The sequence below is a fragment of the Micromonospora sp. CA-263727 genome (assembly GCF_050942455.1).
Classification (GTDB): Bacteria; Actinomycetota; Actinomycetes; order Mycobacteriales; family Micromonosporaceae; genus Micromonospora.
In genome coordinates this window covers 5,641,147-5,656,513 of record NZ_CP192031.1, presented here as the reverse complement: position 1 = coordinate 5,656,513, position 15,367 = coordinate 5,641,147, and the positions used below count along the sequence as shown (strand labels likewise).

The window sequence follows — 15,367 nt, the reverse complement described above, 5'->3', positions numbered from 1 at the left end:
ACATCCACCACCGGCACCGCCGGGGCCGGGCGGCGCCGGGGCGCGGGGAGTGGGGGCTCAGCGGCTTCGGGGCTCGGGTACGTGCGGCGGGTCGATCCGCAGCCGGACGGTGGCGCCGAGGCCGCGCCGGGACTCGCACGCGTCCTCTACCAGCTGGCGGACGCGACGCGGGTCGCGGCGGATCTGGGCGGGCGTGAAGTGCAGGACCAGGACGCCGCGCCGGCTCAGCTCGTTGTGTCGGTCGAGCGTGCGCGCCCAGTCGGCGGGCCGGAAGTGGTATTCCTGCGAGTCGACCTCCAACGCCACCGCAGCGTCGGGCAGGTAGCCGTCGGGCGTCGGCAACGACTCCCCGCCCGCGTCCCGCAGGCGGGGATTCCAGTGGATCTCCGACAGCACCGGGCTTCCCGCGAGGCGCTCCCGAATCTCGGCCTCGGGCGCCGACCGGGTGCCCTGCGACACCTCAGCGAACGCCTTCCTGACCAGCGCCGTCCGGCTCCGTCGGGCCCGCCGGATCTCCTCGTCCAGGGACGCGAGGTCGGCGTACCCCCGCTGGATGGCCTCGGCGACGACCGCGCGCACCGGACGCAGCTGTCGCAGGTCGCGCGCCGCGTCCACCACGGCACGGGCGGGCGAGCAGACCGGGTACAGCGGCGTGGCCCGGGCCCGGTCGTCCAGGGCCAGGGCGCGCGAGATCACCGCGTGGCCGGCGGACTTGCGGCGCGCGTGATGCGGCACGATCAGGTGTACGGCGTCGCTCCGCGGGCTCTGTCGGAAGCCGTACCAGGTCAGCGCGGCCAGGCCGGTGAGCTGTGCCTCGCCGCCGGCGTACAGGGCCGCCGAGATCCGCCGCTGCTCATCGGTCAAGGTGCCGGTGACCAGGGCGTACGTTGCGGGCAGGATCCGCTGCCACAGGCCGCGTCGGGTCTGCCGGTACAGGTACATGTCGTCGAAGCCCGTGGCCAGCAACTGGGCGCGGGTGACGATCTGCTGCTGCCGCTCGGCCAGCTCGGAGAACTCGGGTGGGTGCGTACGCATGAGACGCAGCATCGGCGGCGCCCTCCACTGCCCGCTGCCTCGATCCCGCTACCTGTGGACAGCCGGACGTGCTGTGGACGACGCCCCGCCGCCGCCCCGCATGTGTTATGCGTCGCGTTAACAGGGGGCCCCTGCTATGCACGAGGCGTTAAGAGGGGGCCCTTCCTTACACTTGGGCGGTGCTGAGGATTGGGCGGTATCAGGTGTGGCCGCCGGTGGTGCTGGCGCCGATGGCCGGGATCACCAATGCCGGGTTCCGGCAGCTCTGTCGGGAACAGGGCGGCGGCATCTACGTCTGCGAGATGATCACCACGGTTGCGCTGGTCGAGCGGAACCCGAAGACGCTGCGGATGATCGCGTTCGGGGCGGACGAGAGCCCGCGCAGCCTCCAGCTCTACGGCACCGACCCGGAGACCACCGCCGCCGCCGTGCGGATCGTGGTCGAGAAGGATCTCGCCGACCACATCGACCTCAACTTCGGTTGCCCGGTGCCGAAGGTCACCCGCCGTGGTGGCGGTGCGGCGCTGCCCTGGCGGCGCCGGCTCTTCGCCCGCCTGGTGCGGGCCGCGGTGGACGCCGCGTCGCCCGCCGGGGTGCCGGTCACGGTCAAGATGCGCAAGGGCATCGACGACGACCACCTGACGTACGTCGAGGCGGGGCTCGCCGCGCAGGAGGCCGGCGTCGCCGCGGTCGCCCTGCACGGGCGTACGGCCGCACAGCGCTATTCGGGCACCGCGGACTGGGACGCCATCGCCGCTCTCAAGCAGGCGCTCGACGTGCCGGTGCTCGGCAACGGCGACGTCTGGGAGGCCGACGACGCGCTGCGGATGGTGGCGCACACCGGCGTCGACGGGGTGGTGATCGGGCGTGGCTGCCTCGGCCGCCCGTGGCTCTTCGCCGACCTGGAGGCCGCCTTCACCGGTCGCACCGAGCGGCGGCTACCCACCCTCGGCGAGGTGGCGGTGACCATGCGCCGGCACGCCGAGCTGCTGGTGGAGCAGTTCACCGCCGGGGCGCGCAACGCGGCCCGGGGCGAGCGGGATGGCTGCACCGACTTCCGCAAGCACGTCGCCTGGTACCTCAAGGGCTTCCCGGTCGGCAGCGAGCTGCGCCGCGCCCTGGCGATGATCGACAGCCTGGCCCAGCTGGACGACCTGCTCGGCAAGCTGGACCCGACCGTGCCGTTCCCGGTGGAGACGCTGGGCCAGCCGCGCGGGCGGACCAACTCCCCGGGCAAGGTCTTCCTGCCCGACGGCTGGCTGGCCAGCCGCGACGACGACACCGTCCCCGAGGGCGCCGAGCTGGACGACTCCGGCGGCTGACGGGTCGGTCGGGGTTCGTCAGCGGCGGGAGAGCAGGGAGGTGACGCGCATCCGCTCGCTGTGGATCCACACGTCGGAGTACTCGATGGGCCGGCCGTCGTCGAGATAGGTGATCTGTTCCAGGTAGAGCAGCGGGAAGTTCTCCGGCACCCGGAGCGCCTCCGCCGTCCGGCCGGTGGCGGCGGTCGCGGTGAAGGTGCGCCGACCGGTGCTGATCTTCAGGCCGTACTCGTTCTCCAGCAGCCCGAACAGGGAGCGGTCGGCCAGGTCGGCCCGTTCCAGGCCGGGCGCGAGGTCGACCCGTACGTAGTTGACGAGCCAGGCCACCGGGCCGGCGGCGACGGCGCGGAGCCGCTCCAGCCGGAGCACCGACTGGCCGGGGCGCAGGTCGAGCAGCGCCGCCACCGGCGACGGCGCGGGCATGACCTCGTGGGAGACCACCTGGGTGGTGACCGTGACGCCCTGCCGGGCGAAGTCCTCGGACAGGGTGGTCAGCTTCTGGGCGATGGAGGGTTCGATCGCGGTGGAGGTGACGAAGGTGCCGCGGCCCCGGACCTGCACCAGCAGGCCGTCCCGGATGAGCGTGGACAGGGCCCGGCGCAGGGTGCCCCGGGAGATGCCGAGTTCGGCGGCCAGCTCGGGTTCGCTCCGTAGCCGGTAGTGCGGCGGCCACTCGGCGGACAGGATCCGGGCCCGGATCTGCTCCGACACCTGGGCGTGCAGGGGCACCGGTGCGTCGCGGTCGAGCTGGTCGGACGCCTCGGCCGGGTGCAACTGGTCGGACATGTCACCTTCCACCGTGGGGACCGTCGCCCCTCGACGCCGATCGTGGTGCGGTCGCTCGGGCCGAGGGGCGACGGTGGCTCAGTAGCTCGTCGTCTGGTCGTCGGTCGTGTCGGTGACGATAGCCACCCCGGCGCTGGTGCCCAGCAGCACCGCACCGGCGCGCAGCAGGGAGACCGCCTGGTCGAACGACTTGATGGCGCCGGACGCCTTGACTGTGACGCCCTCCGGTGCCCGCGCCACCAGGTAGGCGATGCTGTCCGGGTTGGCCACCTCGACGGTGCCGCTGCTGGCGTTCTTCAACACGGCGGCCCCGGCCTCGACGGCCAGCCGTACGGCGAGATCCCGCTCGGCCGGGGTGAGCAGCGGCAGTTCGAGCATCACCTTGATCGGCACCCCGGCGGCCCGGACCACCCCGGCGATGTCGTCGCGGAACGCGTCGTACCGCCCGCTCTTGAGCCAGCCGATCTGCACCCCGATGTCGATCTGGGTGGCGCCGGCCCGGACCAGGCTCTCCGCCTCGGCGGCCTTTCCGGCGCTGGTGGTCACCCCGACCGAGGGGAAGTCCAGTGCCGACGCGACCTCGAGGCCGGTGCCGCGCAGCACCTCGGCGACCTCCGGTACCCAGGACCCGGGCACCATCGCGGCGTTGAAGCCGTACCGGACGGCTTCCTCCGCGTGGGCCACGATCCGGTCCCGGGTCACTCCGGTCTCGATCAGGGTGTGCTGGATGTAGGGGGCCAACGCGGCGGGGGTGACGGTGTCGGCCAGGATGGCAGTGCTCACGTTCTTCTCCAATGTGGTACGTGGTGACGCGGGGGCGCGCCGCTACATCCGGTCCCGGTAGTAGTCGGGCACGATGACTCCGGGCTCGTCGAACCAGCGCGGCACGTCCACGCCGCAGACCAGTCCGACGTTGCCCCACGGGTTGAAGGCCCCGGTCCGGACGATCGCCTTGGCCTGGTGGGCCAGGTCGCCGAGCATCTCGGCGTGCTGCCGGGTGCTCAGCGGTACGCCCGGGAAGCGCTGGCCCAGCCAGTCCGCGAGCGGCTTGTTGTGGGTGGTGACGTCCTCGGCGACCACCACGCCCTCGACGATGATCTCGTCGGCGACCAGGTCGAGCACGGTGGTGAGCGGCGGCAGATCCTCGGCGAGGGCCAGGTCGATGCGGTGGGCGGTACGCGGGATCGGGAAGCCGGCGTCGACCACGAGCAGCAGATCGGTGTGGCCGAGCGTGGCCAGCGCCCCGGACAGTTCGGCGTTGAGCACGCCCCTGCGTTTCATGCCTTCTCCTTCATGGTGTGCGCGCCGGTGGCCAGGGCCATCACCTTCTCCTCGGTGGCCTCCGCCGCGGGGATGACGCCGACCAGGCGTCCGGCGGCCATGACGGCGATCCGGTCGCTGACGGTCAGCAGTTCGGGCAGGTCCGACGAGGAGACGAGGATCGCGACCCCGCCGTCGGCCAGGTTGCGGAACAGCCGGTAGATCTCCGCCTTGGCACCGACGTCGACGCCACGGGTCGGCTCGTCCAGCAACATCAGCCGGGGCTCGATGGACAACCACCGGGCCAGCAACGCCTTCTGCTGGTTACCGCCGGAGAGCTGGGTGATGCCCTGCGCGGTGGACGGGGTCTTCACCCGCAGCTCGCGCGCCCGGGTGTCGGCGTCGCGGCGCAGGGCCCGCCGCCGCAGCAGGCCGAGCCGCTGCCGGCGGCCGAGCGCCAGGACGTTGACGTTGTCGGCGACGCTCATCGTCGGCAGGATTCCCTGCTGCCGGCGTTCGCCCGGCAGGTACGCCACCCGGGCGTCGATCGCGTCCCGGGGCGTCCTCGGGATGAACGCCGCACCGTCCAGGGTCAGCTTTCCGCCGCTGACGCGGTCCGCGCCGAAGATGCCGCGCAGCAACTCGACCCGGCCGCTGTCGGGCAGGCCGGCCACGCCGACCACCTCGCCCGGCGCGACATCCAGGTCGACGCTGGTGAAGCCGTCGCCGGAGACGCCGCGCACCCGCAGCCGTGCGGTGGCCGTGGCCGCGGGGGCGGGGGTGTCGTGCCGGGCGAACTCGGCGGCGAGTTCCCGCCCCACCATCGCGGCGACCACGGTGTCCGGGTCGACCTGCGCGGTGGGCCAGTGCCCGACGTGCCGGCCGTCACGCAGCACGTGGATGTGCTGGGAGAGGGCGAACACCTCGGGCATCCGGTGCGAGACGTACAGCATCGTCACCCCGGCGGCCCGCAGCGAGTGGATCACCTCGAAGAGCCGGTCCGACTCCGCCGGAGACAGGATCGAGGTCGGCTCGTCGAGGATCAGCAGCCGCGCCTCGCGGGCCAGGGAGCGGGCGATGACCACCAACTGTTGGGTGGCGGCGTCCAGGTGGCGGACGGTACGCCGGGGGTCGACCCGTACGGCGAGCCGGTCCAGCAGCTGCGCGGCCCCCTCGTCGATCCGGCGGCGGTGGGGGAAGGGACGGGATCCGGGCTCCGCGCCGAGCATGATGTTCTCGGCGACCGTGCGGTCCTGGGCGAGGGCGAGTTCCTGCGGCACCAGGGCGACCCGGTGCCGGCTCAGCAGCGTGGCCGGGTCGAACCGGCGCACCTCGTCCCCGTCCACCCGCACGGTGCCGGTCGTGGGGCTGTCCAGCCCGGCCAGGATCTTCATGAGCGTCGACTTGCCGGCGCCGTTCTCGCCCATCACGGCGGTGAGGCTGCCGGCGGGGACGCCCAGGGTCACGTCCTGTAGGGCTCGGACGGCTCCGAAGTGCCGCGACAGGCCCGTCACCTCGACGGCGGCGACCGTCGGAGCGGCGATCATGGCCGGGCCGGTCATCGGCTCAGCCCTCCACCGGCACGTCGGCCACGTTGTCTCGGGTGACCACGAGCGCGCCCGTGTCCACGTCCTTGATCTCCGTGCCGTTCTTCAGGAAGTCGGCCAGCAGCTTGACCGCCTGGTAGCCCTGCTCGGCCGGGCCCTGGCTGATGCTGAGGTCCACCACGCCGTTCTTGAGGTACTCGACCGTCTGCGGCTGCACGTCGAAGCCGACTGAGCGGATCTTGCCGACGTTGCCGGACTGCTGGAGCCACTTGGCGCCCGCGGTGAAGCTACAGCAGTCGAGGGAGACCAGCGCGATCGCGTCGCGCTGCGCCGCCATCGTCGACTCGATCGTGTTGTAGGCGGCGCTCGGCTCGTTGCCGGTGTTCACCGGCCCGACGATCTGTAGGCCGGAGTCCTGCACGCCGGTCTGGAAGCCGGAGAAGCGGTCGTTGGACCAGCCGGCGCCGGAGTCGACGGAGACCACCACGACCTTGCCGGTCGTGCCGTTGAGCACCCCGAGCAGTTCCTTGGCCAGCGACTCGCCCGAGGCGACGAGGTCCTGCCCGACGAAGCCCATCTGCTTGGACTCCGGGTTGTTGGTGTTGAACGAGATGATCGGGATGCCCGCGTCGTACGCCTGGGCGATGACCGGCTTGAGGGCGTCGTTGCTGGCCGACGAGACGGCCAGGCCGTGGATCTGCTTCTGGTTGATCAGGGTCTGCAACTCGGCGACCTGGTCGGCGGCGTTGCCGCCGGTCGGGCCGATCATCTGCGCCTCGACCCCGAGTTCCCTGGCCGCCCGCTCCATGCCCTGCCGGATCGGCACGGCGAAGGCCAGCGACGGGTCGTGGTAGCTGAGCCGGATCTTGAGGGGGTCGCCCTTCTCGACGGCGTCCTTGATGTAGTCGGCGAGCTGGAAACCGCCGTCGCCGCTTGTGGCGTTGCCGGCGGGGGTGACCGCGCCGCAGGCGGCGTTCGCCAGCAGCGCCAGGCCGAGGGTCGCGGCGACCGCGACCCGGCGTCCGAGGGTGAGTCTCATCAGGGTGGCTCCTTGCGGTGTGGGGGAACGGGGTTGGGCGCGTGCCGACGCGGGTCAGCGCCGCCCGGAGCGCCTGCGCAGCCAGTTGTCGGCGGCCACGGCGAGGATGATCACCGCGCCGGTCGCCACCGTCTGCCAGAAGGAGGAGATGCCGCGCAGGTTGAGGATGTTCTGCAGGACGCCGATGAACGCGACGCCGATGACGGTGCCGAGCATGGTCCCGGAGCCGCCGAACAGGGCGGCGCCACCGATGATCACGGCGGAGATGGCGGTGAGTTCCATTCCGGTGCCGGTGACGCCCTGCACGTAGGAGAGGAAGGAGAGACCGAGCACGCCGGCGAGGCCGGCGAGGGTGCCCGAGAGGGTGAAGGCGGCAACCTTCACCCGGCCCGTGTTGATGCCGCAGAGCCGGGCGGCCTCGGCGCTGCCACCCACGGCGTAGGTGTGGAAACCGTAGCGTGAGCGCGAGAGCACGATCGCGCCGAGCACGGCGACGAGAGCGAAGATGACCAACTGCATCGGCAGCAGGCCGACGAGCTTGCCCTGGCCGAGCAGGTTGAACTCGGCGACGTTGGGGTCGTTGCTGGACAGGGAGATCGGTGACCCGCCGCTGAGCAGGAGGGCCACTCCCCGGTAGACGCTCAGGGTGCCGAGGGTGACGATGAAGGACGGGATCCCGAAGCCCACCGTCATCAGGCCGTTGAGCAGGCCGGCGACCGCGCCGGCGGCGATCCCGCCGAGGGCCGCGAGGGGCCAGGCGACGTCCGAGGTCATCAGCAGGCCGGCGACGACCGCGCCGAGGCCGTAGATCGAGCCGACGGAGAGGTCGATCTCCGCGTTGATGATGACGAAGGTGACCCCGATCGCCATGATGCCGATCTGCGCGACCTGCTGGCCGACGGTGAGGAAATTGTCGGTCCCGACGAAGCCCGGTGCGATCAGGGTGCCCAGCGCGAACAGCACGACCAGCGCGAGGAAGGTGCTGGACTCGCGGGCGTGCAGGAAACGCCGCAGCGGCGAGGGGTTGCCGGGGTGGGCGACGGCCGCCGTCGGAGGTGCCGCCGGCGCGGTCATCTGGGCCATTTCTCTCATCTCCTCAACAGGGCCGCGACATCGTCCGGGCCGGGCAGGGCGGGAATCACCTCGGCGACTCCGACGGCGTGGGCGCCGGCCGCAGCGGCGTACCGGACCGCGTCGGTGAGGTCGTCACCCCGGGTCAGGGCGACGGCGAGCGCGCCGGTGAAGGCGTCGCCGGCGCCGGTGGTGTCGACGACCCGGGGGACGGCGACCGGCGCGATCCGGGTCCGTCGCCCGCCGCGGTCCACGAGGGCGCCCTCGGCGCCGAGGGTCAGTACGACGGTGCCGGTGTAGCGGGCTCGGAGCAGCTCCACCAGCTGTTCGGCACCGGTGGTGTCCTCCGGGTCCAGGCCGGTGAGCACCCGGGCCTCGCTGGCGTTGGGGGTGAGCACGTCGATCCACTCCCACGCCTCGTCCGGCAGCGCCCGGGCCGGGGCGGGGTTGAGCAGCGTGCGTACCCCGCGCTCGTGGGCGGTGCGGAGTGCCGCGAGCGCGGCGGGCAGCGGGATCTCCAGGCTGACCACGGTCAGGTCCGCCTCGGCGATGCGGTCGGCGAAGCCGTCGACGTCGGTGGGGGTCAGCTCGTCGAGCGCGCCCGGCGCGATCGAGATCCGGTTCTCGCCGTCGTCGTCCACCAGGATGAACCCGACCATGGTGGCCGCGTCGGCGGTCCGGACCGCCCCGGCGTCGATTCCCTCCTCGGCCCAGAGCCGGCGGGCCGCGTCGCCGAACTGGTCCCGCCCGACGGCGGTGAGGAAGCTGACCTCCGCGCCGAGGCGGGCGGCGGCCACGGCCTGGTTCGACCCCTTGCCACCGTGCCCGGAGGCGAAGCGGCCACCGGAGAGGGTCTCGCCGGCGACGGGCGCCCGGGGCACCCGCATGGTGAGCCCCGCGCCGTAGCTGCCAACCACTGCGATCTTCATGTTCGCCTCTTGTTCATGGACAACCATGTACAACTTGGGGGGACCCTACGGTCGGTCGAACCGGGGTGTCAATAGCCTCGTGGTTGTTCTCAGGAAACGTTCTCGAAACCTGGAACCCGCTCTGACCTGCCCAGACCACCGCAGGAACGCCAAAGGGCCGCCCCCTGAACGGGGACGGCCCGGGTCGGGTAAGGAAGGGACCCTTCTTAACGCCTGCTGTAGGTGAAGGGTCCCTTCTTAACGCTTGTGGATGGGTGGATCGTCAGCTGGTGGCGGTGTAGCCGCGGGTGGCGATCCAGTTGGCGAGGTTGTCCACGCTCATGCGGTAGGAGGCCTGGTCGGGGTTGGCGGAGTCGGCGATGGTGACGGTTTTGCCGTTGTCGCGGTAGCCGACGACGCTGATGTAGTGGCCGCCCTCGAAGCTGTGGCTGGTGCCGTCGGTGTCGGTTGCGGTACCGGCGATGTTGGCGACCACGGCGCGGCCGTCGTCGACGGTGCGGACGATGTCGTCACGGAGCTTGTCGGTGAGCTTGCTGTCGGCCTTCGCGGCCGGGATCTCTACCGACTTGTAGACGTCCTTACCGGTCTCCTTGTTCAGGACCGGGGTGATGTCGTTGATGGAGTCGGTGCCGTTCTCGGTGGTGCCCATCTCCTTGGCCATGGTGTCGACGTCGATGTTCTTGTCCTGCACGGAGAGGGCGTTACGGGCGGCGGCGGGGCCGCAGTAGTAGAAGTTCGGCTGGGCTTCGTAGCGGACGTTCAGCTCGCGCTCGCCGCTGGTCTTGCGGTCGGCCTGCACGGAGGCGGTGGCGGCTTGGGTGCCGGGGGTGGCCTGGGCGGCGATGGCGGGGCCGGCGATGCCGGCGGTGGTGGCGGCGGCAGCGGCGATGGTGAGGGCGGTCTTACGCAGGATGGTGGTAGCCATGATGAGTTCACGCCTTCCGTTCGGGGGTGTGCGCGGCCCGTGCCGCGGACGGGGGATGCGGCGGGACCGTGCGGAGGGGGAAAGTCGATCCGGTACGTCGGCGATCCCGGGGGGAGCGCTCGTGACGTCCGGGAGAGGTGTAACGACCCGGGGCGGGGGTTCATTCCGGCCAGCCCGGTGCGGCGCCCGGGGCGTCGCGGTGCGGCGCGGGAGAGCGTCGCGGTTACGCCATGTTCAACGACCCGGGGCCGGGCATGATTCCGGCCCGGCGGTGACCCGGACCACCACCCGGCCGGGCTGATACCGGACATCCGGGTACGGCACACCCAGGCCGATCCGGACACCGCCCACCGGCATGGCCGACACCAGCCGATCCGGACACCGGTACCGCCTCGGTGCGGGCGGGAGGTTGGTCCCATCGGGTCGGCGCCGTTCGATGCGGGCCCGCCGTCCCTGGCCCCGGCGGGCCGGGGAGGATCGGCGGCCTGGTCCTACGAGCCGAGCCGCCTGTGCCAGGCGCGACCGGCGAGCAACCACCGGCCAGCGGGCACGGGACCCCTACCCGGCCGCGCCGGACGGAGCTGAGCCGTGGCGCTGGCGGTGGCCGCCCCGACTGCCCGCGGGCCGACCTGGACCGGGCCGTCGCGGGCGCGGCCACCGGTGTGTCCGCTTTCGGCCGGCGGATGGCAGGTTATCCGCCGACGGTCAGTCGCGGGCGGATCGCGTCGGGGCGTGATCCGGCGAACCCCGCCGGGGCGCGGGGATGCTCGGCTGCGCCGGCCAGGGCACCTCGGGGGAGCGGTGGAAGGTGATCCCGGCGGCCGTCCACCGCGCGCCGTGCCCGGCCAGGCGCTCCCGGAACCGGTCCCAGTCGTGGGTGGACCGGGGGGACCAGCCCAGCTCGGCGATTGCGGGGAGTCGGGGGAACAGCATGAACTCGATCTCGGCGAGCGTCGTCACCGACTCGGTCCAGAGTGGCGCCTCGACGCCGAGCACCGCCTCGGCCGGCACGTCGGTCAGGTGGGCGGCCGGATTCCAGTCGTACGCCCGTCGCACGTCGATCAGGCCGGCCCAGTCCTGCCCGATCGGGGTCTCCGGGGCGTACTTCATGTCGAGGTAGGCGTGGTTGCCGGGAGAGAGGATCAGCCGGGCGCCCCGGCGTACCGCGTCGGCGGTGGCCGGGTCGTCGCCGCTGGTGCCCCACCACTGGAGAAGCCGCCCGTCGGCGTGCGCGGCCGGGGCGATCTGGTGCCAGCCGACGACCGACTTGCCGAGCCCGGCGACGATCCGCTGCACCCGTTCGACGAAGCTGGCGTACACCTGCGCGGGGACCTTGAACGCCTCGTCGCCGCCGATGTGCAGCCACTCACCGGGGGTGAGCGCGGCGAGCTCGCCGAGCACGTCGGCGACGAAGTCGTACGTCCGCTCGCTGGCCGGGTCGACGTAGCTGAACCCGACCTCGGTGCCGGTGTACGGCGGCGGCGCGATCCGCTCCGGCGCCAGTTCGGCGTACGCGACCAGCGCGGCGTTGGTGTGGCCGGGCAGGTCGATCTCGGGGATCACGGTGATGTGCCGGGCGGCGGCGTACGCCACGATGCGCCGGTAGTCGTCCCGGGTGTAGTGCCCGCCGGGACCGCCGCCGACCTCGCTGGCCCCGCCGACGGTGGCCAACGCCGGCCAGGAGTCGACCGCGATCCGCCAGCCCTGGTCGTCGGTGAGGTGCAGGTGCAGCCGGTTGAGCTTGTACCGGGCCAGGTGGTCGATCACGCGCAGCACGTCGGGGACGCCGAAGAAGTGCCGGGCCACGTCGAGCATCGCGCCCCGGTGCGGGTACCGGGGGCGGTCGAGGATCGACCCGCCGGGCAGCACCCACCGCTCGGCGACCGGCGTGGCGCTCTCGATGGCGGCGGGGAGCAGCTGCCGTAGCGTCTGCACCCCGTGGTGCAGCCCGGCGGCGGTGCCGGCGGTGATGCGTACCCCGCCGGTGGTGACGTCGAGCCGGTAGCCCTCCGCGCCGAGTTCGGTGTCGCCGGCCAGGTGGAGGGCGATGCCGCCGGCCGGCGCGGGCCCGGCGGTGTCGGTGACCGGCAGCGGGTACCCGGTGGCCGGCCGCAGCAGCGCGGCGAGCTGCTCGGCGACGGCCAGCGCGGCCGGGTCGGCGCTGACCCGGATCACCGCGTCGGCGGCGAGCAGGTGGTCGGCGGTGCCGTCCGGCGTGACCCGCTCCGGCGCGGGCACCACGTCGCCCAGCCGGACCGGTGCCGGGGGCGTGAGCAGCGCCGTCGCCTCCCGCTCCGCCGCCCCCGCCAGCTCCCCGGCGGTACGCCCCGAGGCCACCACGGCGTCGCCCGGGCGACCCGGGTCGAGCGGGTGTGCCGGGTCGAGCGGGTCGAGCGGCTCCGGTGCGGTGCTGGCGGGGGAGGACACGAGGACGGCTCCGAGGGGGTGTATTCGCGGCGGTTGTGGCAATGGTGCGAGGTGTGGTGACGGTGCGTGCGGTCAAGGGTACGAGGAGGTTGGCCGTTGCGTAATAGTGCGCATGGAAGCGTTCCCAAAAACCGTCGCGAACGCGGATAGTCGTGATTGCTGTGCCTATTGTCACCGAATGCTCCCGCCCCCCGCGTTGTTCGCTTAGCCTTCGCCCACCGATCGGCACAGCTCCCCGGATTACCGGTGGTCGGCTCCGGGGTACCTGAGAACTGAACCTTCGTTAAGTGTCAATCTGGGCGCGCGGGAGGCTTTGGTGGCAGCACAAGAGACGGCCGAACACAAGTACGTCTACGACTTCGCCGAGGGCAACAAGGATCTCAAGGACCTGCTCGGCGGCAAGGGAGCCAACCTGGCCGAGATGACCAACCTCGGCCTGCCGGTTCCGCCCGGCTTCACCATCACCACCGAGGCGTGCAAGGCGTACCTGGCGACCGGCGAGGAGCCCGCCGGGCTGGCCGACCAGACCGCCGCCCACCTGGCCGCGCTGGAGCGGGAGATGGGCCGACGCCTCGGCGACCCGGAGGACCCGCTGCTGGTCTCGGTGCGGTCCGGGGCGAAGTTCTCCATGCCCGGGATGATGGAGACCGTCCTCAACGTCGGGCTCAACGACCGTTCGGTGGTCGGCCTGGCCGCCCAGGCCGGCGGCTCCGAGCGGTTCGCGTGGGATTCCTACCGGCGGCTGATCCAGATGTTCGGCAAGACCGTCTGCGAGGTGCCGGGCGAGGAGTTCGAGCACGCGCTCGACGAGGCCAAGCGCGCCCGGGGCACCACCGACGACCTGGACCTGGACGCGGACGACCTGCGCGGGCTGGTCGAGGCGTACAAGAAGATCTTCAGCAAGCACACCGGGCGGGAGTTTCCGCAGGATCCGCGCGAGCAGCTGGACCTGGCCATCCGGGCGGTGTTCGAGTCGTGGAACGCCGAGCGGGCGGTGGTCTACCGCCGGCAGGAGCGGATCCCGGCCGACCTCGGCACCGCGGTCAACGTGGTGGCGATGGTCTTCGGCAACCTCGGCCCGGACTCCGGCACCGGGGTCGCCTTCACCCGCGACCCGGCCAGCGGGGCGCAGGGCATCTACGGCGACTACCTGGCCAACGCCCAGGGCGAGGACGTCGTCGCCGGCATCCGCAACACCGTGCCGTTGCAGGAGCTGGAGCGGATCGACAAACCCGCCTACGACGAGCTGCTCGACTACATGGCCCGGCTGGAGCGGCACTACAAGGACCTCTGCGACATCGAGTTCACCATCGAGCACGGCAAGCTGTGGATGTTGCAGACCCGGGTCGGCAAGCGCACCGCCGCCGCCGCGTTCGTCATCGCCGGCCAGCTGGTCGACGAGGGCCTGATCGACCTCGACGAGGCGCTGCACCGGGTCAACGGTGCCCAGCTGGCCCAGCTGATGTTCCCGCGGTTCCAGCTCGACCACGAGTTGCAGCCGGTGGCCACCGGCATCGGCGCCTCACCGGGCGCGGCGGTCGGCAAGGTGGTCTTCACCTCGGCCCGCGCGGTCGAGCTGGCCGGTGAGGGCGAGGCGGTCATCCTGGTGCGCCGGGAGACCAACCCGGACGACCTGAACGGCATGATCGCGTCGCGCGGCATCCTCACCTCGCGCGGCGGCAAGACCAGCCACGCCGCGGTGGTGGCCCGGGGGATGGGCAAGACCTGCGTCTCCGGCGCCGACGAGCTGGACATCGACGTGCCGAAGCGGCGGTTCACCGTGGCCGGGCGGACCGTCACCGAGGGGGACGTGGTCTCCATCGACGGCACCACCGGCAAGGTCTACCTGGGCGAGGTGCCGGCCACCCCGTCGGAGGTGGTGCAGTACTTCGAGGGCCAACTCGACCCGGCCACCACCGACGACGCGCTGGTCAAGGCCGTACACCGGATCATGTCGCACGCCGACGCGCAGCGGCGGCTGGCGGTCCGCACCAACGCCGACACCGCCGGCGACGCCGCGCGGGCCCGGCGGTTCGGCGCCGAGGGCATCGGGCTCTGCCGTACCGAGCACATGTTCCTCGGTGACCGGCGCGAGCTGGTCGAGCGGCTGATCCTGGCCCGCGACGAGACCGAGCGAGGCGACGCGCTGGCCGCGCTGCTGCCGTTGCAGCGGGCGGACTTCGTGGAGATCTTCCGGGAGATGGACGGGCTGCCGGTGACCGTCCGGCTGATCGACCCGCCGCTGCACGAGTTCCTGCCGCCGCTGGAGCAGCTCGCGGTCGACGTGGCGGTCGCCCAGGAGCGCGGCGAGGACGTCGCCAAGGAGGAGGCGCTGCTCGCCGCGGTGCGCCGGATGCACGAGCAGAACCCGATGCTGGGGCTGCGCGGCGTACGTCTCGGCCTGGTCATCCCCGGCCTCTTCGCGATGCAGGTCCGGGCGATCACCGAGGCCGCGGTGGAGTGCGCGCGCCAGGGCCTGCGCGCCCACCCCGAGATCATGGTGCCGCTGGTCGGCGCGGTCCAGGAGCTGGAGACGGTACGCGCCGAGGCCGAGAAGATCATCGCCGAGGTGGTCGGCGGCAGCGACGTCGAGGTGCTGATCGGCACGATGATCGAGGTGCCCCGGGCGGCGCTGACCGCCGGGCAGATCGCCGAGGCGGCGCAGTTCTTCTCCTTCGGCACAAACGACCTGACCCAGATGGCCTGGGGCTTCTCCCGCGACGACGTGGAGGGCGCGTTCTTCTGGCGCTACCTGGAGCTGGGCATCTTCGGCATCTCACCATTCGAGTCCATCGACGCCGACGGGGTGGGCCGGCTGGTGCGGATCGCCACGGAGGAGGGCCGGGCCGCCCGCCCCGGGCTGAAACTCGGCGTCTGCGGCGAACACGGCGGCGACCCGGACTCGGTGCACTTCTTCCACGCCGTCGGGCTGGACTACGTCTCCTGCTCGCCGTTCCGGGTGCCGGTGGCCCGGCTGGAGGCCGGTCGGGCCGCGATCGTCACCGCCGGCTCGGACAGCCGCTGAG

The 15,367-nt window shown here is 72.2% G+C and carries 12 protein-coding genes; 2 read left to right on the top strand and 10 right to left on the bottom strand.

Annotated elements, in window-relative coordinates; all coding sequences use genetic code 11:
- Positions 1 to 57: 57 nt before the first annotated feature.
- Positions 58 to 1,035, bottom strand: a complete 978-nt coding sequence (locus ACQPYA_RS24610) for a type IV toxin-antitoxin system AbiEi family antitoxin domain-containing protein (RefSeq protein ID WP_433529456.1) — start codon at positions 1,033 to 1,035, stop codon at positions 58 to 60.
- A gap of 230 nt (positions 1,036 to 1,265) precedes the next feature.
- Between ACQPYA_RS24610 and dusB the strand changes: the two genes are divergently transcribed.
- Entirely contained in the window at positions 1,266 to 2,357 is a 1,092-nt protein-coding gene (gene dusB / locus ACQPYA_RS24605; RefSeq protein ID WP_433533599.1) for a tRNA dihydrouridine synthase DusB, read from the top strand.
- 18 nt (positions 2,358 to 2,375) lie between these two features.
- Here dusB and ACQPYA_RS24600 read toward each other — a convergent pair whose 3' ends face one another.
- From ACQPYA_RS24600 to ACQPYA_RS24560, 9 genes are all read right to left on the bottom strand, one after another.
- Positions 2,376 to 3,143 carry a GntR family transcriptional regulator gene (locus ACQPYA_RS24600; protein ID WP_433529455.1) on the bottom strand — a complete coding sequence of 256 codons (768 nt, stop codon included), beginning with the start codon at positions 3,141 to 3,143 and terminating at the stop codon, positions 2,376 to 2,378.
- Positions 3,144 to 3,221: 78 nt separating this feature from the next.
- A complete protein-coding gene (gene deoC / locus ACQPYA_RS24595; protein ID WP_433529454.1) occupies positions 3,222 to 3,926 on the bottom strand; it encodes a deoxyribose-phosphate aldolase in 705 nt (234 codons plus the stop codon).
- Positions 3,927 to 3,968: 42 nt separating this feature from the next.
- Complete coding sequence (rbsD, locus tag ACQPYA_RS24590; RefSeq protein ID WP_433529453.1) at positions 3,969 to 4,424, bottom strand: D-ribose pyranase; 456 nt, start codon at positions 4,422 to 4,424, stop codon at positions 3,969 to 3,971.
- Positions 4,421 to 5,965: a sugar ABC transporter ATP-binding protein gene (locus ACQPYA_RS24585; RefSeq protein ID WP_433529452.1), complete on the bottom strand. Its 1,545-nt coding sequence runs from the start codon at positions 5,963 to 5,965 to the stop codon at positions 4,421 to 4,423. Before ACQPYA_RS24585 ends, rbsD begins: the two co-directional genes overlap by 4 nt.
- Positions 5,966 to 5,969: 4 nt before the next feature.
- Positions 5,970 to 6,989 (bottom strand): substrate-binding domain-containing protein, encoded by a 1,020-nt coding sequence (locus ACQPYA_RS24580; RefSeq protein WP_433529451.1) that lies wholly within the window; start codon positions 6,987 to 6,989, stop codon positions 5,970 to 5,972.
- 54 nt (positions 6,990 to 7,043) lie between these two features.
- Positions 7,044 to 8,072 carry an ABC transporter permease gene (locus ACQPYA_RS24575; protein WP_433529450.1) on the bottom strand — a complete coding sequence of 343 codons (1,029 nt, stop codon included), beginning with the start codon at positions 8,070 to 8,072 and terminating at the stop codon, positions 7,044 to 7,046.
- A 5-nt stretch (positions 8,073 to 8,077) separates the two neighbouring features.
- The gene (locus ACQPYA_RS24570) at positions 8,078 to 8,989 is read right to left on the bottom strand and encodes a ribokinase (protein WP_433529449.1); all 912 of its coding nucleotides are present in this window, start codon (positions 8,987 to 8,989) and stop codon (positions 8,078 to 8,080) included.
- A 262-nt stretch (positions 8,990 to 9,251) separates the two neighbouring features.
- Complete coding sequence (locus tag ACQPYA_RS24565; protein ID WP_433529448.1) at positions 9,252 to 9,914, bottom strand: C39 family peptidase; 663 nt, start codon at positions 9,912 to 9,914, stop codon at positions 9,252 to 9,254.
- 705 nt (positions 9,915 to 10,619) lie between these two features.
- The gene (locus ACQPYA_RS24560; protein ID WP_433529447.1) at positions 10,620 to 12,341 is read right to left on the bottom strand and encodes a beta-N-acetylhexosaminidase; all 1,722 of its coding nucleotides are present in this window, start codon (positions 12,339 to 12,341) and stop codon (positions 10,620 to 10,622) included.
- A gap of 316 nt (positions 12,342 to 12,657) precedes the next feature.
- Here ACQPYA_RS24560 and ppdK point away from each other — a divergent pair, with 316 nt between their 5' ends.
- Positions 12,658 to 15,366 (top strand): pyruvate, phosphate dikinase, encoded by a 2,709-nt coding sequence (ppdK, locus tag ACQPYA_RS24555; protein WP_433529446.1) that lies wholly within the window; start codon positions 12,658 to 12,660, stop codon positions 15,364 to 15,366.
- Position 15,367 lies beyond the last annotated feature (1 nt).

Excerpts from the sequence above, each read along its gene's own strand:
- dusB (WP_433533599.1), top strand. The coding sequence starts at position 1,266 with ATGGCCGGGATCACCAATGCCGGGTTCCGGCAGCTCTGTCGGGAACAG.
- ACQPYA_RS24565 (WP_433529448.1), bottom strand. The coding sequence starts at position 9,914 with ATGGCTACCACCATCCTGCGTAAGACCGCCCTCACCATCGCCGCTGCC.
- ACQPYA_RS24585 (WP_433529452.1), bottom strand. The coding sequence starts at position 5,965 with ATGACCGGCCCGGCCATGATCGCCGCTCCGACGGTCGCCGCCGTCGAG.
- ACQPYA_RS24580 (WP_433529451.1), bottom strand. The coding sequence starts at position 6,989 with ATGAGACTCACCCTCGGACGCCGGGTCGCGGTCGCCGCGACCCTCGGC.
- rbsD (WP_433529453.1), bottom strand. The coding sequence starts at position 4,424 with ATGAAACGCAGGGGCGTGCTCAACGCCGAACTGTCCGGGGCGCTGGCC.
- ACQPYA_RS24570 (WP_433529449.1), bottom strand. The coding sequence starts at position 8,989 with ATGAAGATCGCAGTGGTTGGCAGCTACGGCGCGGGGCTCACCATGCGG.
- ACQPYA_RS24575 (WP_433529450.1), bottom strand. The coding sequence starts at position 8,072 with ATGGCCCAGATGACCGCGCCGGCGGCACCTCCGACGGCGGCCGTCGCC.
- ACQPYA_RS24610 (WP_433529456.1), bottom strand. The coding sequence starts at position 1,035 with ATGCGTACGCACCCACCCGAGTTCTCCGAGCTGGCCGAGCGGCAGCAG.
- ACQPYA_RS24600 (WP_433529455.1), bottom strand. The coding sequence starts at position 3,143 with ATGTCCGACCAGTTGCACCCGGCCGAGGCGTCCGACCAGCTCGACCGC.